General features: G+C 49.2%; 20 protein-coding genes. 8 read left to right on the top strand and 12 right to left on the bottom strand.

Going from position 1 to position 23,073, the window contains the following annotated elements; translation table 11 throughout:
• Positions 1 to 8: 8 nt before the first annotated feature.
• The 5 genes from HMPREF0658_RS05680 to HMPREF0658_RS05705 form a co-directional block, all read right to left on the bottom strand.
• Positions 9 to 1,844 carry a transglutaminase domain-containing protein gene (locus HMPREF0658_RS05680; RefSeq protein WP_006949270.1) on the bottom strand — a complete coding sequence of 612 codons (1,836 nt, stop codon included), beginning with the start codon at positions 1,842 to 1,844 and terminating at the stop codon, positions 9 to 11.
• A gap of 534 nt (positions 1,845 to 2,378) precedes the next feature.
• Complete coding sequence (gene nifJ, locus HMPREF0658_RS05690) at positions 2,379 to 5,951, bottom strand: pyruvate:ferredoxin (flavodoxin) oxidoreductase (RefSeq protein WP_006949271.1); 3,573 nt, start codon at positions 5,949 to 5,951, stop codon at positions 2,379 to 2,381.
• A gap of 99 nt (positions 5,952 to 6,050) precedes the next feature.
• Positions 6,051 to 7,238 carry an ATP-binding protein gene (locus HMPREF0658_RS05695; protein ID WP_006949272.1) on the bottom strand — a complete coding sequence of 396 codons (1,188 nt, stop codon included), beginning with the start codon at positions 7,236 to 7,238 and terminating at the stop codon, positions 6,051 to 6,053.
• Between the two features lie 145 nt (positions 7,239 to 7,383).
• The gene (gene tsaA / locus HMPREF0658_RS05700; RefSeq protein ID WP_006949273.1) at positions 7,384 to 8,055 is read right to left on the bottom strand and encodes a tRNA (N6-threonylcarbamoyladenosine(37)-N6)-methyltransferase TrmO; all 672 of its coding nucleotides are present in this window, start codon (positions 8,053 to 8,055) and stop codon (positions 7,384 to 7,386) included.
• A 69-nt stretch (positions 8,056 to 8,124) separates the two neighbouring features.
• Positions 8,125 to 9,081, bottom strand: a complete 957-nt coding sequence (locus HMPREF0658_RS05705) for a bile acid:sodium symporter family protein (RefSeq protein ID WP_040557848.1) — start codon at positions 9,079 to 9,081, stop codon at positions 8,125 to 8,127.
• 447 nt (positions 9,082 to 9,528) lie between these two features.
• On the opposite strand from HMPREF0658_RS05705, the gene pnp reads away from it, so the two are divergent.
• Positions 9,529 to 11,871, top strand: a complete 2,343-nt coding sequence (gene pnp, locus HMPREF0658_RS05710; protein WP_006949275.1) for a polyribonucleotide nucleotidyltransferase — start codon at positions 9,529 to 9,531, stop codon at positions 11,869 to 11,871.
• Here pnp and HMPREF0658_RS11510 read toward each other — a convergent pair.
• Positions 11,857 to 12,012, bottom strand: coding sequence for a hypothetical protein (locus HMPREF0658_RS11510; RefSeq protein WP_154645749.1), 156 nt, complete (start codon positions 12,010 to 12,012; stop codon positions 11,857 to 11,859). The two genes, pnp and HMPREF0658_RS11510, sit on opposite strands and share 15 nt — an antisense overlap.
• A gap of 417 nt (positions 12,013 to 12,429) precedes the next feature.
• On the opposite strand from HMPREF0658_RS11510, the gene HMPREF0658_RS05720 reads away from it, so the two are divergent.
• Positions 12,430 to 12,816, top strand: coding sequence for a DUF1573 domain-containing protein (locus tag HMPREF0658_RS05720; protein ID WP_006949277.1), 387 nt, complete (start codon positions 12,430 to 12,432; stop codon positions 12,814 to 12,816).
• 182 nt (positions 12,817 to 12,998) lie between these two features.
• Here the strand turns inward: HMPREF0658_RS05720 and HMPREF0658_RS05725 are convergent, their stop codons facing one another.
• From HMPREF0658_RS05725 to HMPREF0658_RS05750, 6 genes are all read right to left on the bottom strand, one after another.
• Positions 12,999 to 13,298, bottom strand: a complete 300-nt coding sequence (locus HMPREF0658_RS05725; protein ID WP_006949278.1) for a PqqD family protein — start codon at positions 13,296 to 13,298, stop codon at positions 12,999 to 13,001.
• Between the two features lie 3 nt (positions 13,299 to 13,301).
• Complete coding sequence (locus HMPREF0658_RS05730) at positions 13,302 to 13,787, bottom strand: S24/S26 family peptidase (protein WP_006949279.1); 486 nt, start codon at positions 13,785 to 13,787, stop codon at positions 13,302 to 13,304.
• Positions 13,763 to 14,650 (bottom strand): hypothetical protein, encoded by an 888-nt coding sequence (locus HMPREF0658_RS05735; RefSeq protein ID WP_006949280.1) that lies wholly within the window; start codon positions 14,648 to 14,650, stop codon positions 13,763 to 13,765. Before HMPREF0658_RS05735 ends, HMPREF0658_RS05730 begins: the two co-directional genes overlap by 25 nt.
• Positions 14,647 to 15,066 carry a hypothetical protein gene (locus HMPREF0658_RS05740; RefSeq protein WP_006949281.1) on the bottom strand — a complete coding sequence of 140 codons (420 nt, stop codon included), beginning with the start codon at positions 15,064 to 15,066 and terminating at the stop codon, positions 14,647 to 14,649. The genes HMPREF0658_RS05735 and HMPREF0658_RS05740 overlap by 4 nt, the downstream gene beginning before the upstream one ends.
• Positions 15,067 to 15,116: 50 nt before the next feature.
• Complete coding sequence (locus HMPREF0658_RS05745; protein WP_006949282.1) at positions 15,117 to 15,980, bottom strand: sigma-70 family RNA polymerase sigma factor; 864 nt, start codon at positions 15,978 to 15,980, stop codon at positions 15,117 to 15,119.
• Positions 15,981 to 16,343: 363 nt separating this feature from the next.
• Positions 16,344 to 17,243, bottom strand: coding sequence for a diaminopimelate dehydrogenase (locus HMPREF0658_RS05750; protein WP_024990841.1), 900 nt, complete (start codon positions 17,241 to 17,243; stop codon positions 16,344 to 16,346).
• 303 nt (positions 17,244 to 17,546) lie between these two features.
• On the opposite strand from HMPREF0658_RS05750, the gene HMPREF0658_RS05755 reads away from it, so the two are divergent.
• From HMPREF0658_RS05755 to radC, 6 genes are all read left to right on the top strand, one after another.
• Entirely contained in the window at positions 17,547 to 18,137 is a 591-nt protein-coding gene (locus HMPREF0658_RS05755; RefSeq protein WP_006949284.1) for a DUF6621 family protein, read from the top strand.
• Positions 18,138 to 18,160: 23 nt separating this feature from the next.
• A complete protein-coding gene (locus HMPREF0658_RS05760; protein ID WP_006949285.1) occupies positions 18,161 to 19,354 on the top strand; it encodes a saccharopine dehydrogenase family protein in 1,194 nt (397 codons plus the stop codon).
• 33 nt (positions 19,355 to 19,387) lie between these two features.
• The gene (recA, locus tag HMPREF0658_RS05765; protein ID WP_006949286.1) at positions 19,388 to 20,437 is read left to right on the top strand and encodes a recombinase RecA; all 1,050 of its coding nucleotides are present in this window, start codon (positions 19,388 to 19,390) and stop codon (positions 20,435 to 20,437) included.
• A gap of 62 nt (positions 20,438 to 20,499) precedes the next feature.
• Positions 20,500 to 21,066, top strand: coding sequence for an elongation factor P (gene efp / locus HMPREF0658_RS05770; protein WP_006949287.1), 567 nt, complete (start codon positions 20,500 to 20,502; stop codon positions 21,064 to 21,066).
• 113 nt (positions 21,067 to 21,179) lie between these two features.
• Positions 21,180 to 22,217 (top strand): glycosyltransferase family 2 protein, encoded by a 1,038-nt coding sequence (locus tag HMPREF0658_RS05775; protein ID WP_006949288.1) that lies wholly within the window; start codon positions 21,180 to 21,182, stop codon positions 22,215 to 22,217.
• A gap of 21 nt (positions 22,218 to 22,238) precedes the next feature.
• The gene (gene radC / locus HMPREF0658_RS05780) at positions 22,239 to 22,937 is read left to right on the top strand and encodes a RadC family protein (protein ID WP_006949289.1); all 699 of its coding nucleotides are present in this window, start codon (positions 22,239 to 22,241) and stop codon (positions 22,935 to 22,937) included.
• Positions 22,938 to 23,073: the final 136 nt, after the last annotated feature.

Genomic DNA, 23,073 nt, shown 5'->3' on the forward strand with positions numbered 1-23,073 from the left:
ATTTTTCTTTATTTCTTGGTCAGTATAATCTGTTCATTGCAGGCATCGTTCCAGCGGTGTAGGGCATCGTTCCATGCGACCATCTTGCTCCGTGGTATGAGCCTGTCGGTAATCTGCATCACGCGACGGAATGTTATCTTTCCGTTCTTGTGTGTGAAAGTGCAACTGAAGATGCCCTGTGGCAGTTGCAGCCGGAAATTCTTCGGGCACTGCACCTTGTAGCTGGCGGGTACGGTGAGGGTTACTTCGCGGATGATATTGCAGCGCACGGGCAGCATGTAGTCGTTTACTCGGCGAGTGGTGTCAATGCGATTGGAGAATAGTTCGTTGTGGGGATTCATCTCGATGTACACATCGCCGTCCAACTGTTGCACGCTGACGCGGTTCTCCACCTCAGCCTCGGCCGATGCCCAGCGTGTCTTGCGGTCGTCGCAAGTCCATCGGGCATGGGTGATGTTCAGCGTGTGGTCGTCGTTGTTCATCGTGTTGGCCAACATCACCGCCTTATCTTTGGTCTCTGCTTTCTCGTGTGTGCGCATATACCATTCTTTCATGTCGCCGCACCATGCGTCGGTGACAGTGCCTTTGAGCATGAACTCGCCGTTGCCGGCCGGTGCTAAGCGGTAGTGATAAGTCAGACTGTCGGTCGAGGTATGGGCATCGAGTGTGGGCAATGTCATCAGTTTGCAGTTCTCTCCGTCTTCCACCACGGCCTGCCGGCCTTGTATGGCGCCGGGCACATAGCCCACGGGGATGTATCTGCACGTGGCGTCGAGCCAATAGGTTTTCCCGCCATGGAAGAGGGCGCAAATCATGTGGTTGGTGGCTGCGAGGGTAGGGATGTCGCTCATGTTGAACGCCACGTCGTCGGTGCCGATATCCACCAACCGTGCATCGAAGTGTTGTGCCTGCAGCAGCGTGGCCAACAACAACGACATGCCTTTGCAATCGCCGTAGCGTTTCCGCACCACTTCTGCCGGACGGTCGGGCTGATGGCCGGTGATGCCGGCCTCGAATGCCACATAGCGGATGTTCTTCTGCACCCATTCATAAGTGGCGCGTATGCGGTCGAGGTCGGTCTTGCATCCCGCATTGATTTCTTTCAGAATGGCGTCCTGTTCGGGGATGCTGCGGTCGCATCGGGTCAGCGAGTTCGACCATCTGTACATGTCTTTGTAGTCGTCGAACGACCCCGTGATGAGGATATGGGGATAGATGCGCTCCGAGGTGGGTTGGGAAGCGTCGGAATGGGTGCGGTCGAGGTCGGTTATCGTGTAGGTAAACACAGAGTCGGAGCCTTCTGCACGCCGCGATATTTGGATGTGGGGCGTGAAGTTTCGCTCATGCAGACGGAAGCGCGACATCGTTTGCGGGATGCGGAAAACGACCGTCTTGCGCCGCACGCGGTAAGGCTCGGCCAGCATCACGCGCGTAAAGTAACGTACATCCTTGAACGTGCGCTGGAAACGCACCTCCTCCGTCTTGTTCTTCCGTGCCAGATAAACGCTGTAATAACACACTTTCGTGTCGTCGTAAAACACGTTTTCCGGTGTCACAATGCGGTATTGGGCGCGTCCTTTCCCGTAGGAGTTGTCGAGCGAAATAAACTCGCCGTAGAGTGCGCCCGGATAGATGGTCACCGGCCGGTCGGTGAGTGCGCGGTATTCTACCGTCTCTTTGTTTTTTACGATGGGGTGACCGTCTTTCATAGAAAATACATACTCGTCGGTGGCTTCGCTGATTTCCACGTCGTCTTCGTCATCGGCCGAGGCCGTAAGCATAGTGAAGGGGCATATCAGCACCAGCCCCGTCAGAGAGAAAATCTTTATCAAATGTTTCATCATTGATAGGTTAAACTTGATTCAATAATGGATGCAAAGGTACAAAAAAAATGATAAGAATGAAATTTATCGTGATTTACGGCTTTTCCTTGCAAGAGGTACGCCGCATTTAAATACAAATAGGCTAAGGCTCCGAATAAAGAATTCTCTTCGGAAAGGAGGTTCGACAGAGGCACAGAAGTGCAAACGAACCATGCGGAAGTGTTAAAAAAGAGGGCGAAAAAGGGCAAGAAAATACGCCTTTGTAACTGATTGATAATGAATCTGTTGTAGGGACGAAAAATTTGGTGCGCATCTCGTTCAAACTTTCTGCGCAGAAAGTTTAAACTTGGTGCGCAGAAAGTTTGGCCGACAACCGCATCTTTTTCGGCCAAGATTTAACAGATTTGTTACGAAACCTTAAAAACGAAAGGTCGCACGGGGTAAAAGGGTGAGAGCATCAGCAACGGAGATTCATGGTGAAGCGGGTATAAAAAACAACGGAGGAGGTTTCATCACGAGACCTCCTCCGCCCAATTTGGCAAATAAACCATGAGCTTACGCTCGCAGTTCTTCTTCTGTACTCCAGTCTTCTTTCGACTTTCTCACATAACTCTTATAACGCAACTTGGCCATCTGCTCGGCTGCGTCGAATATTTCTTGCGCCTCGTTGGGGAATGCTTTCTTGACAGAGAGGTAGCGCACCTCGCCAAGCAAGAAGTCTTGGAACTTAGACCAATCCGGTGCTTTGGAATCGAGTATGAAGGGATTTTTGCCCTCATCGGCCAATGCGGGGTTGTAGCGCCACAGGTGCCAATAACCACATTCCACGGCTTTGCTTTGCTCGGCCTGGCTCTTGCCCATACCGCCTTTCACTTTCAACCCGTGGTTGATACAGGGAGAATAGGCGATAACGAGCGATGGGCCGGGGTAGGCTTCGGCCTCGCGGATGGCTTTCAGCGTCTGGTTGTTGTCAGCGCCCATGGCTATCTGTGCCACGTACACATAACCGTAGGTCGTGGCCATCAGTCCCAAATCTTTTTTACGGATGCGTTTGCCCTGTGCGGCGAATTGTGCGATGGCACCGAGCGGCGTGGATTTGGAACTTTGTCCGCCGGTGTTGGAATAAACCTCGGTATCGAGCACGAGGATGTTTACGTCTTCTCCGCTGGCGATAACGTGGTCGAGACCGCCGTAGCCTATGTCGTAGGAAGCGCCGTCGCCACCGATAATCCACTGCGAACGCTTCACGAGATAATGGTCGAGGGTCTTGAGCTCGGCGCAAACGGGGCAGCCTTTCTCAGCGCCGGCAGCGATGAGCGGTTTGAGCTCGCGTGCGGCCTGCTTGCTTTCCTCTGCGTTATCTTTTGCGTCTATCCATTTCTGTGCAGCCTGTTTGAAATCTTCTGGTGTGTTGCTTTCTGCCATCAGGTCGTTCAACAGCTTCTCGATGCGCTCACGCATCTTCTTGTTTCCGATGGCCATACCCATGCCAAATTCGCAGAAGTCCTCAAAGAGGGAGTTGTCGAATGCGGGACCGTGCCCCTCTTCATTCGTGCAATAAGGCGTGGAAGGGATGGAGGCTGAATAAATGGAGGAACAGCCCGTAGCGTTGGAAATCATCTCGCGGTCACCGAAGAGCTGGGAGATGAGCTTCACGTAGGGTGTCTCGCCACAGCCGGAACAAGCTCCTGAGAACTGAAAGAGCGGCGTAGCAAACTGCGTGTTCTTGGGGTTGGCATTGATGTCTACCAAGTCTTGCTTGCTCTTCACATTCTTGATGAGGTAATCCCAACGATCGGCCTCTTCGTTGTAGCCGGCAAAGGGTTTCATTTCGAGCGCCTTTCCATTCTTGTTGCCCGGACATACATCGGCGCAGTTGCCGCAGCCAACGCAGTCCATCACGCTCACCTGAATGCGGAAATGCATGCCTTTGAGCTGCTTGGGTGCTTTCATTTCGAGCGTCTCGCCTTTGAACTTGCCGTACTCTTCTTCATCGAGCACGAAGGGGCGTATACAAGCGTGCGGACAAACGTAAGAACATTTGTTGCACTGAATGCAGTTGTCGGCCATCCATTCGGGAGCGAAAGCCTCGACGCCGCGCTTCTCATAGGCAGCAGTACCTGTCTGCCATGTGCCGTCTACGGTGCCGTACTTCACGAAGTCGGAAACCTTCAGCAAGTCGCCGGCCTGCGCATTGATAGGCCGAACAAGTTCGCGAACGAATGCGGGAGTATCGTCAGCCACCTCGGCATCGTCTTCCAAATCAGCCCAAGCCGGATCTATTGTCAATTGGTGGTATTGGTCGCCGCGGTCAACTGCCTGATAGTTCTTGTCTATCACATCCTGTCCTTTGTTTCCATAGGACTTCACGATGAATGCTTTCATCTGTTCTACGGCCAAATCCACAGGTATTACTTTCGTGATGCGGAAGAAAGCCGACTGCAGAATAGTGTTGGTTCGGTTGCCAAGGCCTATCTCCTGCGCAATCTTGGTCGCGTTGATATAATAAACGGTGATATTGTTCTTGGCAAAGAGACGCTTTACTTTCTTCGGAATAAAGTTGATCAGTTCTTCTCCGTCGAAAATGGTATTGAGCAGGAATGTGCCGTTCTGCTGCAAACCACGCGTCACGTCATACATATGCAGATAGGCCTGAACGTGGCAGGCCACGAAGTTCGGTGTCTTCACCAGATAGGTAGACCGAATCGGAGAATCGCCGAAACGAAGATGCGAGCAAGTGAAACCGCCAGACTTCTTCGAGTCGTAAGAGAAATAAGCCTGGCAATGCTTGTCGGTATTGTCGCCGATAATCTTTACCGAGTTCTTGTTGGCACCCACTGTGCCATCGGCTCCAAGGCCATAGAACTTAGCTTCAAAAGTGCCGGCACTACCCAAGGGCAGCTCTTCGAGCAGGGGCAACGACGTAAACGTCACGTCATCGACGATACCCACAGTAAAGTGGTTCTTCGGCATGGTTAGCTTTAAGTTGTCGAACACGGAGATAATATGCATCGGCGTTGTGTCATTAGAGCCCAATCCGTAACGTCCGCCCACGATAAGCGGCCGGTCTTCCACGTCGTAATAGGCCGATTTCACGTCTAAATACAACGGCTCGCCCTCTGCACCGGGTTCTTTTGTTCGGTCGAGTACAGCAATGCGCTTCACGGTCTTCGGAACCGAAGCCAACAAGTGCTTCACGGAGAACGGACGGTAGAGATGCACGGAAATCATACCCACTTTCTCTCCCTTACCGTTCAGGTAGTCGATGGCCTCGCGGGCAGCCTCCGTTGCCGAACCCATAAGAATAATCATACGGTCGGCATCCTCTGCTCCGTAATACGAGAAGAGGTGGTATTCCCTGCCTGTAATCTTGCTTATCTTGCCTAAATAGTCTTCCACTATCTCCGGAATCCTGTCGTAGTATTCATTGCAGGCTTCGCGATGGGTGAAAAATGTTTCGGGGTTTTCGGCTGTTCCGCGTGTTGTGGGTCGTTCGGGAGACAGTGCACGGTCGCGGAATCGCTTAATGTCCGACTCGTCCACCAGCGGGCGGATGTCGTCTTGCGTCAAGCATTCTATCTTCTGGTACTCATGAGATGTACGGAAACCGTCGAAGAAGTTCATAAACGGTACCGAAGTCTTCAGTGTTGCAAGGTGAGCAACGGCCGAAAGGTCCATCACCTCTTGTACAGAGCCTTCGCAGAGCATGGCGAATCCTGTCTGACGTGCAGACATCACATCCTGATGGTCTCCGAAGATACACAGTGCATGGCTGGCCAATGTACGTGCAGACACATGGAAAACACAGGGCAGCAATTCGCCGGCAATCTTATACATGTTGGGTATCATCAGCAACAGTCCTTGCGAGGCAGTAAAGGTGGTTGTGAGTGCACCGGCTTGCAGAGAACCGTGCACGGCACCGGCTGCGCCGCCTTCCGATTGCATTTCCTGTACCATCACCGTTTGTCCCCAAAGGTTTTTCTGTCCCCGTGCAGCCCATTCGTCCACGTGTTCCGCCATCGGCGACGACGGAGTAATAGGGTAAATGGCAGCTACTTCGCTAAACATGTAGCTGATATGTGCGGCTGCCTGATTACCGTCACAAGTGATAAACTTTTTTTCTTTCATATCCTAAATAGAAATAAATTAATAAACTTTGTTCGTGTAAATATATATTATATAGTCTGTTTTTGTTTCGTTGGCTTGTTCTTATGTCCTGTCTGTTGATCAATAGAGAAATCCCAGCAACCACAACGGTATCTTATTTTCTTTCCCCACCTCTGTGTTGTAGCGGACATATGTAATATCCGGATTATACCTTATCCTCGTCGTACTCTCCGCGTCGCATATTCTGAAGCGTCGTTCCCCGTCTACCGTATAGCAATTATTTTTAGTACCTTGGTTTACATGGTGGTCTTTCCATAGCGCATTCACGAAAAACGTCTCCATCACATCCTGTTCATCTACCTTAATAGGATAAATGGCATACATCAGATTCGAGTTGTGCATCATCACCTTCGACGGCTTTTTGGGAAATTCCTGCCCCACCGGATAGATAATGTTGATAAGTCTTGCATCCGCCAGATACTTGATATAGTTCATTACGGTAGCACGACTCGTCTGTATCTCATCCGCCAAATTGCTGATGTTCGGTGCTTTCGGACCGTCTACGGCCAAAAGGTAGAACAGTTTTTTTATCTTCGTCAGGTATTTCAATTCTATCTGTTTGATAAGCAGGATGTCTACTTCCGTCATCATGTTCATCGTCTTCAACAGATTCTCCGAGAAGTTGCGATGCTCCAGAAAGATAGGATAAAACCCGTGGTGTATATAGTCTCTGAAGTGCATGACGGGACTTACTCGCGACAATATCTCTTTACTGATGTGCTCGTGATGGGTCAATATCTCGTCCAACGTATAGGAGTGGAAGCTGTGTCCTGTTCGTAGGTTCAGGTATTCTCTAAACGACAGTCCTCTCAAGTTATAACTCTTCACGATACCATTCAGTTCGGGATTCTCGTCTTTAAGTCTCATTACGCTCGACCCTGTAAATACTATCTTCAGTTCGGGGTAAAGGTCATAACACTGTCTTAGCTCTTTGCTCCAGTTCGGTTGTTTGAAAACTTGGTCTATCAGCAACACTTTTCCGCCGTGTTTGCAAAACTCGCCTGCAAAGTCAGCTATACCGCGCCCTTGGAAATAGAAGTTATTCATATTCACATAGAGGCACTGCCGGTCTTCAATGCCAAAGTATGCTTTGGCGTATTGCAACAAGAACGTGGTCTTTCCTACGCCTCTCGTTCCTTTGATACCTATCATACGGTCACTCCAATCTATCTCATCCATGAGCGTGCGATGCACCGGTGCTGTCGTATGCTCTACCAAATATTTATGAGTACGAAAGAAAGCCTCCATTACGTTCTATCTTGTTTGCCTTGCAAAGATAGTGTTTATTTCTATTATTTGCAAACTCTACATAGCAAAATATGAAATATTCTCGATTTTTCTCTATTGTCTTACATTCATGCCGCCTACAAAAGAAGGAGCTACGGGTATAGGATTACACTACTTCCACCACCGTCAGTCTGCCATTCGATATACGGAAACGAATGTCTCGACCATCGAAAGGCATGCCATAGATGCGCTCCGGCTCTTCTTGATAGGGTGGCCGAGGGTCGAGGCGTAGCGTTTCCATGAGTGTTTCCACCTGCTCCGCAGTCAGTCCCTGTCGTAATCTCACAGGGAAATCTACTTCCAACGGTTGCCAATCCACGGTATCGGCAAAGCCACTTCGCGCTTCCGGATAGGCATCGGCGTCACGCAGATAAGGTTTGATGTCGTAGATAGGTGTACCGTCCATCAGGTCGGCACCCAAGACATGAATCACCGGCCCGTGAGCGGTCTGCAAGTCGATGCGATCTATTTTTACTGCGGAAAGTCCGAGATTGTTAGGACGAAAGGGTGACCTTGTGGCAAAAACGCCCATCTGTACATTGCCGCCAAGGCGCGGAGGGCGCACAGTCAACGACTTTTTAGCCCTTCGATTGCCGGAAAACTCCCACAGCAACCACAAATAATCGAAACCTTCCAGCCCGTGAAGAGCCGACGGGTCGCGGTATTTTTTCTCAAAAATGATATGCCCTGTCAGGTTTGTAGACAAGCCGCTTTGGCGCGGCAGGCCGAATTTCGAGGGAAAGGGCGAGTGAAAATACGCCACGGGAGTTATCTCCATATCGCTCGGTTTAAGTGTCTGTTTATTTCGTTATAAGGGTTTGTCGCTTTGCCGACAAGGTTCGTACTGTTACGCACCATTCTTCTTTCTCTCTTGCCACAACTCGATACTGTTAATCAGGTTCTGCCAAAGAATATAACACCCGGGTCCAACAGACGATAGGGGTGTAAGATACGTGTAGGCAATCCAGATGGCAAAGGCCGTATTTTTCTGTCCCAATGCCTGACCACTCTCTATCGTACGGTCAAAGAAATGGCCGATATATCGTCCCACGGCAAATTGCACGATACAGAGCAACAGCCCTAACAGTGCGATGAGCAAGAGAAACCCCGCCGTGGTATCGGCATGTACGATGTTCTTTACCGTCGTTCCTGTGACGATGGTCAACGAACAACCCCACAAATAATAAGACAGGTCTTTCACACCGACAATCCATCGGTTCAACGAACGCAAATAATGCTTCACGAAATAGCTCAACACCATGGGCAGAACGAGTACCAAACACACCTTATATAATATAAGGAGAAAGGCAGAAAGGAAATCCATATCCACAGCCTTGTCGATGAGCGGGAAGCAGATGGGTATGAGAAGAGCGGTTACAAAATTGGAGAAAAAGGTGTAAGTGGTCATCTCTTCGAGGTTACCTCCTAACTTCTGCGTCACGACTGCTGCTGCCGTAGCACACGGACAGATGATACACGTAAGGAGGGCTTCGAGCAATACGAGGTTGCTCCCTGTAATGTGGAACACGAGTATCACGCCTACGATGATCAGCACGAAGAGTATTTGAAAAATACCCGTCCACAGATGCCATCCCACAGGCAACAGTTTCCGGAAGTCAACCTTGCAGAATGTGACGAACAGAATCAAGAACATAAACAGCGGAAGAATGGCATCAAACACGGGAGCGCAGGCTTCCGCCACGCCGGAAAGTTGCGGGGTAAGTCCGAAAACGAGGTAGACCACGGCACCAAAACTGATAGAAACCGGTAGCGTCCAATCTCGCAGAAAGGTTAGAAACTTCATTTTTCTTTCTCTTTTTGCTTTAGCCGAAACGGGAAACGACTGATGCAAAGGTATATAAAAATCAGTAAACCATGAAGCATTTGCCATGCGATTCAATAAAATCCATGGGTCTGTTCAATGACGTCTGCACTACACACAAACCCTATCTGCGCCATGTACAAACGGCATCTGTACAGGGTACAAATAGGGAGTTATCATTCGTGACTTTACGACCTTAAGAACTTACGATTTCAAACTTTTGAGCATCAAATACCGAGAGACTCTCACAAAAACGGAATAAAAAGTTACGATTTATAACCCACCCATTCGTGACAGATTGAGAGAATAGCGGAAAGGCCGGTAGAAAATAATTTCTCTTTTATTCGTCTGTTCATATTTATTTCGTTACCTTTGCGCAATTATATAATATGATGTAAGTGAAACAATAAGTCTTTTTAATTATTTTAGATGAACGTAATAACGAAAACAGTCTCGCTGCCTGATGGGAGATCCATCAGTGTCGAGACAGGCAGATTAGCTAAACAAACCGATGGTTCGGTAGTAGTTCGTATGGGTAACACCGTTTTGCTGGCTACTGTTTGCGCTGCTAAAGATGCTGTTCCCGGAACAGATTTCATGCCTTTACAGGTAGATTACAGAGAGCAATATGCCGCGGCGGGTCGTTTCCCCGGTGGCTTTACCAAACGAGAAGGAAAGCCGAGCGACAATGAGATATTGACTTCGCGTCTTGTAGACCGTGTTCTTCGTCCGCTATTCCCCTCAAACTATCATGCAGAAGTATTTGTAAACGTGATGCTTCTCTCCGCCGATGGCATAGACCAGCCCGATGCATTAGCAGGATTTGCGGCTTCAGCTGCCATGGCTTGCTCGGACATTCCCTTTGATTTTCATATCAGTGAAGTGCGCGTTGCCCGTGTAAATGGAAAATATGTGGTGAACCCTACCTCCGAACAGATGAAAGAGGCCGACATGGATATCATGGTGGGTGCCACCAAAGATAATATCATGATGGTGGAAGGTGAGATGAAAGAGGTGAGCGAACAAGACCTCATTGAGGCACTCAAGGTTGCTCATCAGGCTATCATCCCCATGTGCGACGTGCAGGAAGAGCTTTCCAAAGAGCTCGGAACCGACGTAAAGCGCGAATATGACCATGAAACGAACGATGAGGAACTGCGTGCCCAGCTACACAAAGATACCTACGACAAGTGTTATGCCATCGCTTTGGCGGGCGATCATGATAAAAAGACCCGCGGAGAAGCCTTTGATAAGATAAAGGCAGACTTCCTCGAAACCTACGACGCAGCCCATACAGAGCTGTCCGAAGACGAATTGGAAGAGAAACATGCTATGGTAGATCGCTATTACGACGACGTGATGCGCGATTCTATGCGCCGTTGCATACTCGATGAAGGTAAGCGCTTGGACGGTCGCCGTACGGATGAGATACGCCCGATATGGTGCGAGGTATCTCCGCTTCCTATGCCCCATGGCAGTGCCATCTTTACTCGTGGCGAGACACAGTCGCTCACCACATGTACGTTGGGTACGAAACTCGATGAGAAGATGATAGACGACGTGCTCGACAAGAGCTACCAACGCTTCATTCTCCACTACAACTTCCCACCGTTCTGTACAGGTGAAGCACGTCCGCAGCGTAGCGTCGGCCGTCGTGAAATCGGTCACGGACATCTTGCATGGCGCGGTCTGAAAGGTCAAATCCCCGCAGATTATCCCTATACAGTGCGCCTCGTCAGCCAGATTCTTGAGAGTAACGGCTCGTCATCAATGGCCACCGTATGTGCCGGGACATTGGCACTGATGGATGCCGGCGTGCCGATGAAAAAGCCGGTGAGTGGTATTGCGATGGGACTCATTAAGAATCCGGGCGAAGATAAATATGCCGTCTTGAGCGACATTCTTGGCGATGAAGACCACCTCGGCGACATGGACTTCAAAACGACAGGTACGAAAGACGGATTAACAGCCACACAGATGGACATTAAATGCGACGGACTGTCGTTTGAAATCCTTGAGGAAGCACTCATGCAGGCTAAGGCCGGACGCGAGCATATTCTCGGAAAGATAACCGAAACCATCGCAGAGCCACGTGCCGAATTGAAGCCTCAGGTACCCCGCATTGTAGCTTTCGACATACCGAAAGAGTTTATCGGAGCCGTGATAGGTCCGGGTGGAAAGATTATCCAACAGATGCAGGAAGACACCGGCACCACCATTACCATTGACGAGATAGACGGCAAAGGCAAGGTGCAAGTAAGTGCGCCCGACAAAGAGAGTATCGATGCTGCCTTAGAGAAGATAAAAGCTATTGTTGCCATTCCCGAAATAGGCGAAATATACGAGGGGACAGTACGCTCCATCATGCCCTACGGATGCTTCGTGGAAATCATGCCGGGCAAAGACGGATTGCTCCATATCTCCGAAATAGATTGGCGCCGGCTCGAAACCGTTGAGGATGCAGGCATCAAAGAGGGTGACAAAATTCGCGTGAAACTCATGGATATCGACCCAAAGACCGGCAAATACAAGCTCTCTCGACGCGTATTGATGGACAAACCGGAGGGATATGTAGAGCGGGAGCGTCGTCCTCGTCAAGACAGAGGAGAGCGCAGGCCGCGCCCCGACCGTGGCGAACGACGCGACTTCGGTGGTCATGAATCTCACGAACCGCGTCGCTTTGAGCATAAAGACTTGTCGTCTCGCGAATACCACGACCCGTTGGCAGAGCATGAGCCGCGCGACTTCAACGACAGTTTAGACCACGAATAAAATTTGCTCCACCACTAATGGCGAGCATACGATGCAAGTGCCGATTGCCTGTTTATCAGCAATCGGCACTTTTTTATCGGGAAGAATCAGTGACTCTCCTTCATCTTCCGGAATGGCAAGTGGGGAAAGTCTATTATTCATATTCCCGATTCGCACAGAAAGGCAGTTATCATTCGCAACTTTTCGCCCTCTTCTGTAATCGTTTCTCGGTATTTGATGCTCAAGAGTTTGAGATTGCAAGGTCTTAAGGTTGTAAAGTTACGAATGATAAGTCCCTATTTGTACCCTGTACAAATGGCGTTTGTACGTGGTACAGATACGGTTTGTACAGGGAAAGATTGCCGACCTTTCTCGCGTCAAACGGTATCTTTGGAAAAGTTCTTTCGCACTTGCAACACTCCATTGGGGGAGAACGCCCTATACGCAGCGCATAGCGTCGAGGCATTGAGCCGCCTCACGAACGATTTGGGTTAAATAAATAAAAAAACAAAGGGGGTATCCTACGTATTAAAAAGAAATGGTTATCTTTGCCCACAACTAAACAAAAGACGAAAGAAGATGAAGAAGATGTTAGTAATGATGCTGTTGCTTATGGGCACCTTTGGGGTCGTAAGGGCACAGCAAGCAGAGATAAAGTTCGATAAGTTGTTGCATAACTTCGGCACATTCTCGGAAAAGAACCCCATACAAGAGTGCGTGTTCACATTTACGAACGTGGGAAATGCCCCCTTGGTCATCAATCAGGCTGTAGCTAGCTGCGGTTGCGCTGTACCTTCATACACGAAGTCGCCTATCGCTCCCGGGCAACAAGGTCAGCTGAAAGTGACGTATAACGGGCAGGGAAAATTCCCCGGACACTTCAAGAAAACGATTACCGTGCGTGCCAATGCTGCAACGGAAATGACGCGTCTTTATATTGAAGGCGTGATGGAAGAGGCGAAATAATGGACACGACGGCCTACTGCCGTACATCCTTTCTCGTTTTTCGGGCGACGACCTTGGTAAGGAGAGTTGGTCGCATGAGATAGAAGAAAATAAGAATAAGACCTCCGACGGTATCTAAATATACCATCGGAGGTCTCTTCTTATGGACTTTCCTGCCATCCTTTCGGGAGAGGGCTATACCTCTAAATTCCGTGTGGGCTTCCCTCATTTATTGATTCTTCCACAATACCTGCCTCAATCCACTGCGTGATGAGTTGCTCCGCATCAGCCATTGCGGTAGAACGGTCGATGCTGTAATGCTCGGTCAGCAGGTCTGCCAACACATCGGCAGTGAAGTCGCGTCCTGCTATCGCCTCCCACAGAAAGGCAGACGTGTCGTTCATACTGATGATATTACTGAAGTCTATATTCTCCTTACCCTCGGCAACTATGATTTGCTCGCCGCAAATTGTGCGGAGGTTGAATCCTTTCTTTGCTCTCATTTCTTATATCGGTTTAAATGTTTTTAGCCAAATACGGCGATAAAAGGCCAGCAAGAACCGGCGGAGCGGGAAGAGGCGTGTCCACAAAAACGAGTAAACAAGCCATTTCATACCGTTGGTCTTGTCGATTTTCGTACGCCCTTTCCTATAAAAGCCCATGGCAAAAGCCTTGACATCGGTCAGTCGGCATTCCTCGGAAGAAAGGTTGCCATCGCCACGCAGCGTCACGCGGTCGCCTTCTATCCTGATGATACGGTGCAACACGTAGACCCCGGGGCGTACTTCGGCTAACACGGCATCGCCCTTGCGGGGACTGATAGCACGTGTGAGCAAGGCCTTATCTCGCCCATCTTCGAGAAAGGGACGCATACTGAAACCTTTGAGTTTCAGTGTCACGGTGTGCCCCTCATTGAGTAACTTCACCACTTCGGGCAGGAACTGTGCGTTGGCAAACAGTCTTTCTTCTACTTTGAGATGGTGTTGTGACATAGAGTGGCAGAGGCTTTATCGGGTAAACAGTGTAGTACGTAGGTAGGGATAATCTCAATGATATGTCCGATGGTTGTGCAAATAGAGTTGAAGATATCGGCATCCCATTTCATCGAAGAACATGAGGGGAGCAATGAGGCAAAGGCTTCGGTGGGAGATAGGTGGTCGATGCTGTTCTGTGGTGCACGGTCTATTCGTGTGATGGCTCCCAAAGGGGCTTTCACGTTTCGGTAACATGGAGTCTTTCCACTCCACGGACTGCCATAGATATAGGCCTGTCCGTTAATGATGCGTACCACGGGGTTATCGTCGTTCATCAGGTCGCAGTTGGGAATATATCGCAACCAGTTGCTCACTTGCGTGCTCTTTCCCGTGCCGCTCTTGGCAATGAAAGCATAGCCACGTCCTGCACATCTGACCAACGATGCATGGAGAAGCAACGTTTCATGGTGGCTGGCAGCGAAAGCAAAAACGAGCATGAGGGCATTGTTGAGGCCGAAACTACGCATGTCGTAGCTGCCGAAAAGGGCGCAGCGACAGTCTTTGAAATGTTTGTCGGTGCGGAGCAGGCAGCAGTCAGAGCCGTTGGTATCTTTCACCAAATACTGATAACCGCCGTTGCACAGACGGTCTACTACGGTATCGCCGTTGCCTGTGTCGAAGACACGTATCCGTTCGCAGTCGTCTGCAGTTACGGGAGTCGTATTTGCGTCTACCGAAAGATGAAACATCACATCGGGAGCGGCATCTGTGCGAAAGGGTTCCAATGATGGAATGAGTCCCATATTCTCCGTGTGGGGCTGGTGGAAGGTGATGGCGAGATTTAACTCGGCAATGCGGAAATAATGGGTTTCTGTGGTCATTCCACGGGGTGTTCGGGTTGTACGACGGTGAAGCGGAATGCCTCTGCCGGCAGTTCTTTTACGATGTATTTCAACTTCTCGGCGTAACGTTTCCGCAGCTTGGCATATTTTTTTTCTACTTGCTCGCGTTTTCGGGCATATGAAATGATGCAAGTGCTATGCTCCACACCTTGTCCGGTCAGATAGTCACGTAGCTGATATGCATAGCTGTCGCGCCCGAAGAGGAATCCCCAACCGGAGCTGATCCATGCCCCGTCAAGTTCCTGTATGGGTGTGATGTACACCGTGGAATCGTTAAAAGACGATGCAAAGCCGAAAGCATAGAGCCGCGGCACCTGTTTTTCGCGTGCCTGTATGCCGCCCGCAGCGAGCACCGTCAGCAACAGAACGGCTATAGAAACGTTGATGATTCTCATAAAATGTTGTATAAGTTGTATATATAATATATAATACTTGTTTGTATGTGTTATTGCCCGAGGTAAGCCTTCAGCAGACGGCTCTTCGTGTTCTGGCGAAGCCGACGGATGGCCTTTTCCTTTATCTGTCTCACGCGTTCACGGGTAAGACCAAATTTGTTGCCAATCTCCTCAAGAGTCTTCTCTCCTTGGTTGATACCGAAGAACGCTTCTACGATGTTGCGTTCTCGCTCGTTGAGTACTTGTAGTGTGCGGTTGATTTCTTCCCGTAGCGACTCCCTCACCAATTCGCGGTCGGCCATGGGCGAATCATTGTTGCACAGCACGTCAAGCAGGCTGGTTTCGTCACCTTCGGTAAAGGGTGCGTCCACAGAGACCTGCCGGCTATTCACTTTCAACACGTCTGCCACCTTCTCTTGTGACAAGTTCACCTTATCGGCAATTTCCTCCATACTCGGACGTCGCTCGTTTTCCTGCTCAAATCGATTCAACATCTTATTGATTCGATTGACTGACCCTATCTGATTGAGTGGAAGCCTAACGATACGGCTTTGTTCAGCAATAGCCTGCAAAATACTCTGGCGAATCCACCACACAGCGTATGAAATGAACTTAAATCCGCGTGTCTCGTCAAATTTCTCTGCCGCTTTTATCAAACCTAAGTTCCCCTCGTTGATAAGGTCGGGCAGACTCAGTCCTTGGTTCTGATACTGCTTAGCCACTGAAACCACGAATCTTAGGTTGGCCTTTGTCAGTTTTTCCAGCGCCTGCCGGTCGCCGCGTCTGATACGCTGTGCTAATTCCACTTCCTCTTCTACGGTCAGCAACTCCTCATGTCCTATCTCTTGCAGGTATTTCTCTAATGAAGCAGTCTCGCGATTTGTAATGGATTTCGTGATTTTCAGTTGTCTCATATGGCATTATTTTTTAGGTAGATGCAAATTTAGTGTTTTTTCCTCTTTACCCCAAATTATTCGTTCCTTTTTGTGGTATCTTTTTACCCAAGGTGCGCTGTAGATGCGAAAGTTGCAAGCGTTTCATGTACCGAGCATCCGCAACGCGAAAGACCTTTTATCTTCCGTCATTCCTCCGAAGTTATGATGGGTGATACATTCATATAGGGGTTGCGTTCTTACGGACTTCATCGCCTGCCTGTGAATCTGTCACCCCTTTGGGGCTATTGGGTAAGATTCCCCTATCCCGAACTCGCGTAGTATTTGCATAGAATCAGAAAGCGAAAGAAAATGACCTCAGCCATGCGTTTTATCGTAAGGGTTCTACACCAATTTACCAATCCATTCAGAGCGGTCGCCCGGCAGAAGGTCGATAACGGGAATTTCGACCATCGTATAGCAAGCAGGAGAGAGCCGCGTAGAAGCACGTGCCACGTTTACAAGCGTCTGGGCAGTAAGGGCAGGATTGTTGATGCTCATACTGAATTCCAAACGCTGGTTCTGTGTCTTGCCACTGACACCTTTCCGCACGAGATGCACGCCATGTCCCATATCGCGCACATCGTCTATAGAGTCTACGGCAAACACGTGTGTCTCGTCGTGGGCGAAATAGGGGTCTTCTTTGATCGCTTGGGTAACGGCGGCAAGGTCGGCACCCGCTTCCAACTCCACATAGACCATGCGGCGGTGCAATCCTTCACCCTTGGGAATGGTAACGGAGAGAGCATTGCGAACACCGGCTTTAGAGCGCACACACACTGAATGCCCCATGCTCATGCCCGGACCAAAGTTCGTATAGGTCAACCCCTTTGGCGTAAGTCCCTGCATGAGAGTACGTACCACGGAATCAGAGCCTGGGTCCCAGCCTGCAGCAATTACGGAAACAGCATCATGTTGCTGACATAGCGGCATCAGTGTGGCACGATACTCAGCGATGCCCGTGTGGATATCGTAACTATCTACTGTGTTGATACCTAATGCAATGTAGGTCTTAGCATAATCGGGACACAACCTTGTGGGAGCGCAAAGTATGGCCACATCCACAGCACCGAGGTCTCGAATGTCTTTCACCACATGGTAAGGTGCGAGAGCAGCTGGCTTGTCAGCCGCTCCGTTACGGCGTACTACCCCTGCAATCTCGAAGTCTTCGGCCGCTTCCAATGCTTCTATGGTATATTGTCCGATGTTTCCGTAACCTACGACGGCAGCTTTAATTTTCTTCATATTTGATATTCCTTTCATTTTTTTTGTTGTGATGAATGATTTCCATCGCTACAAAGTTATGTTATTCCCACCAAATAGCACAAGTCGCACTTTATTTTTTAGTATAATTAAACTACAATCGTTCATGAGCAGTCTCATGGTCGCTTGGAGTTAAAGCAAAGTACGTAGGTTTCCCTTGATAGTGAAGAGCTGCCACATCGTGAAAATAATTAAGAATCAAAAGTATGAAAGCCATTTTTTTTTGCTACCTTTGCACGGTCTGGACGAGGGGTTTCATCTGCCTCGCCGTGATACGGATACAAGATGGATAAGCAAACGAAATGGAGCAATAACGTCATCATTGCCGATGCCGATTATATAGATAAGGTGGCATTTGACCTCATCGTGAACTTTGAACGCATGATTGGACGGCGCATCCCTAAGGCCGATATGGCACGGTGGATAGAGTGTGTGGCACTCGACGGCGGACTGAAAGAGGGCGAGAACGATACACAAGTGGTACTCATCCACGACAAGCGACGACACAAAATGGAGAACTTTGTGCCCGCAAACTACGACAAGGAACTCAATGCACAGGCTTTCAAAAGCACACTGGGCGAGTTTACCATCAGTTCGTATCCCGTAGAAGACATGGTGGCTGCCGATGATTTCTTCGTCCATGTGCTGCAAACCGTGGTGTCGCAACCCGACGTACACCGTGTGGTTGTTATACCGAATGCTGAAAATGCAACCTTATATGACAACATACGGCAGACACTCCACTTCCTCGATGATGATAAAAAACGTATCACTGTGCTTGCAATGCAGCCTATGCAAGGGGGAAATTTCCGTCAGGAAATACTGGGCTATTCGCTCATGAGTGCCTTGGGTATCAGAGCTGACGAGATAAAATAAAAAATAAAGACAGAATAGATAAAATGGGAAAAGTACTGATGATTGGTGCCGGTGGTGTGGCCACCGTAGCTGCATTCAAAATCAATAAGAATGCCGACGTATTTACCGACTTTATGATTGCATCGCGGCGCAAGGAAAAATGCGATGAGATTGTCAAAGCGATAGGCAATCCGAACATCAAGACGGCACAAGTAGATGCCGATGATGTGGAACAACTCAAAGCCCTCATGCGTGACTACAAACCCGAAATGGTGATAAACTTAGCCCTACCCTACCAAGACCTCACTATCATGGAGGCATGCTTGGCATGCGGCTGTCACTATTTAGACACGGCCAACTATGAGCCGAGAGACGAAGCACACTTTGAGTACTCGTGGCAGTGGGCGTACAAGCAACGCTTCGAAGAGGCTGGACTGACTGCCATTTTGGGATGTGGTTTCGACCCGGGAGTGAGTGGCATCTTTACCGCATACGCTGCTAAACATCATTTCGATGAGATTCATGAATTGGATATCGTAGATTGCAATGCCGGAGACCATCACAAGGCTTTTGCTACAAACTTCAATCCTGAAATCAATATACGGGAGATTACGCAGAAAGGTCTCTACTACAAAGACGGACAGTGGATAGAAACAGAGCCTCTGGAAATACATCGAACGCTTACTTATCCCAACATCGGGCCGCGCGAGAGTTACCTCCTGCACCATGAAGAACTCGAGAGTTTAGTAAAGAACTATCCTACTATCAGGCAGGCACGCTTTTGGATGACCTTTGGCGAAGAGTATCTCACCCATCTCCGCGTGATACAAAATATCGGTATGGCACGTATCGCCCCCATCGACTACAATGGTCAGAAGATTGTTCCGTTGCAGTTTCTCAAGGCTGTGTTACCCAATCCACAAGAACTCGGAGAGAACTACGAAGGCGAAACAAGCATTGGCTGTCGCATTCGCGGTGTGAAAAACGGCAAGGAACAAACCTATTACGTGTACAACAACTGCAAACATCAGGAAGCATATAAAGAAACGGGTATGCAGGGAGTAAGCTATACAACGGGTGTTCCGGCCATGATTGGTGCTATGATGTTCTTTAAAGGACTATGGCGTAAGCCCGGTGTGTGGAATGTGGAAGATTTCGACCCAGATCCCTTTATGAAAGAATTGAATAAACAAGGTCTGCCTTGGCACGAGGTCTTCGGCGGAGACTTGGAATTATAATAATGATTATCTAACCCCTCTAACGATACAGCCATGACAAAAGAGAAAGAAGAAACAAACAATGTACAAGAAGGCAAGTTGAAAGCCCTTCAGGCAGCGATGTCGAAGATAGAGAAAGATTTCGGCAAAGGTGCTATCATGAAACTCGGCGACAAGCAGATAGAAAATGTTGAGACCATTCCTACAGGTAGCATTGCGCTTGATTATGCTTTGGGCGTAGGCGGTTATCCCCGCGGTCGCATCATTGAAATATATGGTCCCGAATCTTCAGGAAAGACAACACTTGCTCTCCATGCCATTGCCGAAACGCAAAAGGCAGGAGGCATTGCTGCTTTTATAGACGCGGAGCATGCTTTCGACAGATTCTATGCCCAGAAATTAGGCGTAGACGTGGATAACCTATGGATTTCACAGCCCGACAACGGAGAACAAGCTCTCGACATTGCCGAACAGCTGATACGTTCGGCTGCTATTGATATCATCGTTATCGACTCCGTGGCTGCCCTCACTCCCAAGAAAGAAATAGAAGGAGATATGGGTGAAAGCAATGTGGGATTACACGCACGCCTCATGAGCCAAGCGTTGCGCAAGCTCACCAGCAACATCAGCAAGACGAAAACCACCTGTATCTTCATCAACCAAATGCGAGAGAAAATAGGTATTTCGTTTGGCAATCCCGAAACAACTACAGGCGGATTAGCATTGAAATTCTATGCCAGCGTGCGAATGGATATACGCAAAGTGACGAGTATCAAAGACGGAGACACCGTCACCGGCAATTTAGTACGCGTAAAAGTGGTAAAAAACAAGGTTGCCCCACCTTTCCGAAAAGCAGAATTTGAAATAACCTTTGGCGAAGGAATCAGCAAGATAGGTGAACTGATAGACCTTGGCGTAGCACAAGATATCATACAGAAAAGTGGCTCATGGTACTCCTATGGTAGTTCCAAACTTGGGCAGGGACGTGATGCCACCAAAACCTTACTCAGCGATAATCCCGAACTATGCGAAGAAATAGAGGCACGCATCAAGGAAGACATTGCCGTCAACGGTCTCAAAGTAGCAGTAAAGAAAACGAAATAACTTTGTTGTACATCCCCTTTGCATATCCAATATATATATTAATAACGTAAGAAAATAACGAAATGATTAACTCTCAAGAAATCAAAATCGGGACATGTATCCGTCTCGACAACCAGATTTACACCTGCATCGATTTCCAACACGTGAAGCCCGGAAAAGGCAACACGGTGATGCGTACCAAACTAAAGAACGTAACCACGGGAAGAGTGCTCGACCGTACTTTTCAGATAGGCTTCAAACTCGAAGACGTTCGCATTGAGCGCAGACCTTACCAGTATCTGTATCAAGACGGCGAAGACTATATCTTCATGAATCAAGAGACCTTTGAACAAGCACCTATCGCAAAGGAAGCCATCACCGGCGTGGCATTCATGAAGGAAAGCGACATCGTGGAAGTTGTAACAGACACGACTGATGGTACTGTTCTCTTTGCCGAGATGCCTGTAAAGACAGTGCTTCGCATTACCCATTCCGAACCGGGCATCAAAGGCGATACGGCCACCAATGCCACTAAACCTGCTACATTGGAAACAGGTGTTGAAGTGCGCGTACCTCTCTTCATCAATGAGGGCGAGCTCATACAGGTCGATACCCGCGACGGTTCTTATCTACAACGCATCAAAGAATAAAACCATACGCACCTTCGGTAGAGAACAAATGGCGACTGCATCATGGCCATTGTTCCTTTTTTTAGCCGAAGGTGCGTTCCGTTTTTATCATTCTCTCACCTACAGATTCTCTCATGACTTACAGCATCATCGTTCCCGTCTATAATCGCCCCAATGAAGTGGACGAACTTCTCGAAAGTCTCTGCACACAAACCCTACAAGACTTCGAAGTTATCATCGTTGAGGATGGTTCAACGATCACCTCTCAAGACATCTGCACACGATATGAAGACCGGATGAAGATACGTTATTTCGTGAAGTCTAATACCGGTCCGGGCGATACGCGCAACTACGGCGCTCAACGTGCCGACGGCATTTATCTCATCATACTCGATTCCGACGTCGTATTGCCGCCTCACTATTTAAAAGCCGTAAACGATGCTCTTGCCGCTGACCCAGTCGACGCTTTCGGCGGTCCCGACTGCGCCCATACGTCGTTTACTCCCACACAGAAAGCCATCTCCTATAGCATGACGAGTTTTTTCACCACCGGAGGCATCCGAGGCGGCAAGAAAAAACTCGACAAATTCTATCCAAGGTCATTCAACATGGGTATCCGCCGTGATGTCTACACCCACCTCGGAGGTTTCTCCCGTATGCGTTTCGGTGAAGATATTGACTTCAGCATCCGCATTTTCCGTGCCGGTTACCACTGTCGGCTCTTTCTCGAAGCATGGGTATGGCACAAGCGACGCACAGATTTCCGCAAGTTCTATCGTCAGGTTTATAACAGCGGCATCGCACGCATCAACCTCTATCGCAAATATCCCGATTCGTTGAAACCCGTACACATGTTGCCTGCTTTCTTTACCGTGGGATTGATGCTCCTTATCTTTACTTCCGCCGTAGGCAGAGCGATGATGCACTACGGCAGTTCGCCTCTCTGGTTATGGGTATTTCTCGTGCCGTGGATGCTCATCTCGGCCTATGCCCTGCTGATAGCCCTCTCTGCCACTATTGTGAATCGGAGCTTGCGGATAGGTCTGCTCGCCATTGCCGCCGCCTTTACCCAGCTCACCGGCTACGGGCTTGGATTCCTCGAAGCATGGTGGAAACGCATCATTTTGGGCAAAGACGAGTTCCAAGCGTTTCAAAACACCTTCTACCAATAACCTCACTTACTTTCTCATACAATGAAAACCACACCCACCAAACTCTCCATCACACAATGGGCGGAAGAAGATAGGCCGCGCGAAAAGCTCAGAGACCAAGGGGCAGAGAGCCTTTCCAATGCTGAACTCCTTGCCATCATCATCGGCTCGGGTACACCACACGAAAGTGCCGTTGAACTCATGAAGCGCATCCTTTCCGACAACAATAACAGCCTTTCCCATCTTGGCAAGCTACGCATCAGCGACCTCTGCCGCTACAACGGCATCGGCGAAGCTAAGGCCATCAGCCTGCTCGCCGCCTATGAACTCGGTAAACGACGCCAGCGAGAGAAAGTGGGCGAGCGACCAGACCTCGGTAGTGCCACTGCCATCTACAACTATATGCACCCCATCATGCAAGACCTCGACGTAGAGGAAGCGTGGGTCTTGCTGATGAATCAAAACTACCGCCTCATCCGTCCGTTCCGTATTTCCCACGGTGGGTTGAGCGATACGTTCATCGACGTGCGCATCGTTATACGCGAAGCACTGCTTTGCAACGCCACCACCCTTGCACTCGTCCACAACCACCCCAGCAACCACCCTCAGCCCAGTCATCAAGACGACAGCATCACCCGCCAAATCAAAGCCGCCTGCGACACCATGCACCTCCACTTCCTTGACCACATCATCATTGTCGACGGCCGATACTACAGCTACTGCGAGGAAGGCCGCTTGTAGTCCTCTCCCCTCTTCTCCTCCCTTCCACTTATCTCGAACAACCGCGTTTTACCGTTCGCCAGCAACCCCAATCCTTCTCCGCATCCGTTTTTTATCAAAAAAAATACTTCCACCATTTGTTTTTCAGAGAATTATA

The sequence above is a fragment of the Hoylesella marshii DSM 16973 = JCM 13450 genome (assembly GCF_000146675.1).
Classification (GTDB): domain Bacteria; phylum Bacteroidota; class Bacteroidia; order Bacteroidales; family Bacteroidaceae; genus Prevotella; species Prevotella marshii.

Coding starts and splice junctions, on each gene's coding strand:
- HMPREF0658_RS05775 (WP_006949288.1), top strand. CDS start 21,180: ATGACTTACAGCATCATCGTTCCCGTCTATAATCGCCCCAATGAAGTG.
- radC (WP_006949289.1), top strand. CDS start 22,239: ATGAAAACCACACCCACCAAACTCTCCATCACACAATGGGCGGAAGAA.
- HMPREF0658_RS05740 (WP_006949281.1), bottom strand. CDS start 15,066: ATGAGAATCATCAACGTTTCTATAGCCGTTCTGTTGCTGACGGTGCTC.
- HMPREF0658_RS05725 (WP_006949278.1), bottom strand. CDS start 13,298: ATGAGAGCAAAGAAAGGATTCAACCTCCGCACAATTTGCGGCGAGCAA.
- HMPREF0658_RS05720 (WP_006949277.1), top strand. CDS start 12,430: ATGAAGAAGATGTTAGTAATGATGCTGTTGCTTATGGGCACCTTTGGG.
- HMPREF0658_RS05750 (WP_024990841.1), bottom strand. CDS start 17,243: ATGAAGAAAATTAAAGCTGCCGTCGTAGGTTACGGAAACATCGGACAA.
- HMPREF0658_RS05680 (WP_006949270.1), bottom strand. CDS start 1,844: ATGATGAAACATTTGATAAAGATTTTCTCTCTGACGGGGCTGGTGCTG.
- HMPREF0658_RS05745 (WP_006949282.1), bottom strand. CDS start 15,980: ATGAGACAACTGAAAATCACGAAATCCATTACAAATCGCGAGACTGCT.
- HMPREF0658_RS05730 (WP_006949279.1), bottom strand. CDS start 13,787: ATGTCACAACACCATCTCAAAGTAGAAGAAAGACTGTTTGCCAACGCA.
- recA (WP_006949286.1), top strand. CDS start 19,388: ATGACAAAAGAGAAAGAAGAAACAAACAATGTACAAGAAGGCAAGTTG.
- HMPREF0658_RS11510 (WP_154645749.1), bottom strand. CDS start 12,012: ATGAATAATAGACTTTCCCCACTTGCCATTCCGGAAGATGAAGGAGAG.
- pnp (WP_006949275.1), top strand. CDS start 9,529: ATGAACGTAATAACGAAAACAGTCTCGCTGCCTGATGGGAGATCCATC.
- HMPREF0658_RS05755 (WP_006949284.1), top strand. CDS start 17,547: ATGGATAAGCAAACGAAATGGAGCAATAACGTCATCATTGCCGATGCC.
- nifJ (WP_006949271.1), bottom strand. CDS start 5,951: ATGAAAGAAAAAAAGTTTATCACTTGTGACGGTAATCAGGCAGCCGCA.
- HMPREF0658_RS05760 (WP_006949285.1), top strand. CDS start 18,161: ATGGGAAAAGTACTGATGATTGGTGCCGGTGGTGTGGCCACCGTAGCT.
- HMPREF0658_RS05735 (WP_006949280.1), bottom strand. CDS start 14,650: ATGACCACAGAAACCCATTATTTCCGCATTGCCGAGTTAAATCTCGCC.
- HMPREF0658_RS05695 (WP_006949272.1), bottom strand. CDS start 7,238: ATGGAGGCTTTCTTTCGTACTCATAAATATTTGGTAGAGCATACGACA.
- tsaA (WP_006949273.1), bottom strand. CDS start 8,055: ATGGAGATAACTCCCGTGGCGTATTTTCACTCGCCCTTTCCCTCGAAA.
- efp (WP_006949287.1), top strand. CDS start 20,500: ATGATTAACTCTCAAGAAATCAAAATCGGGACATGTATCCGTCTCGAC.
- HMPREF0658_RS05705 (WP_040557848.1), bottom strand. CDS start 9,081: ATGAAGTTTCTAACCTTTCTGCGAGATTGGACGCTACCGGTTTCTATC.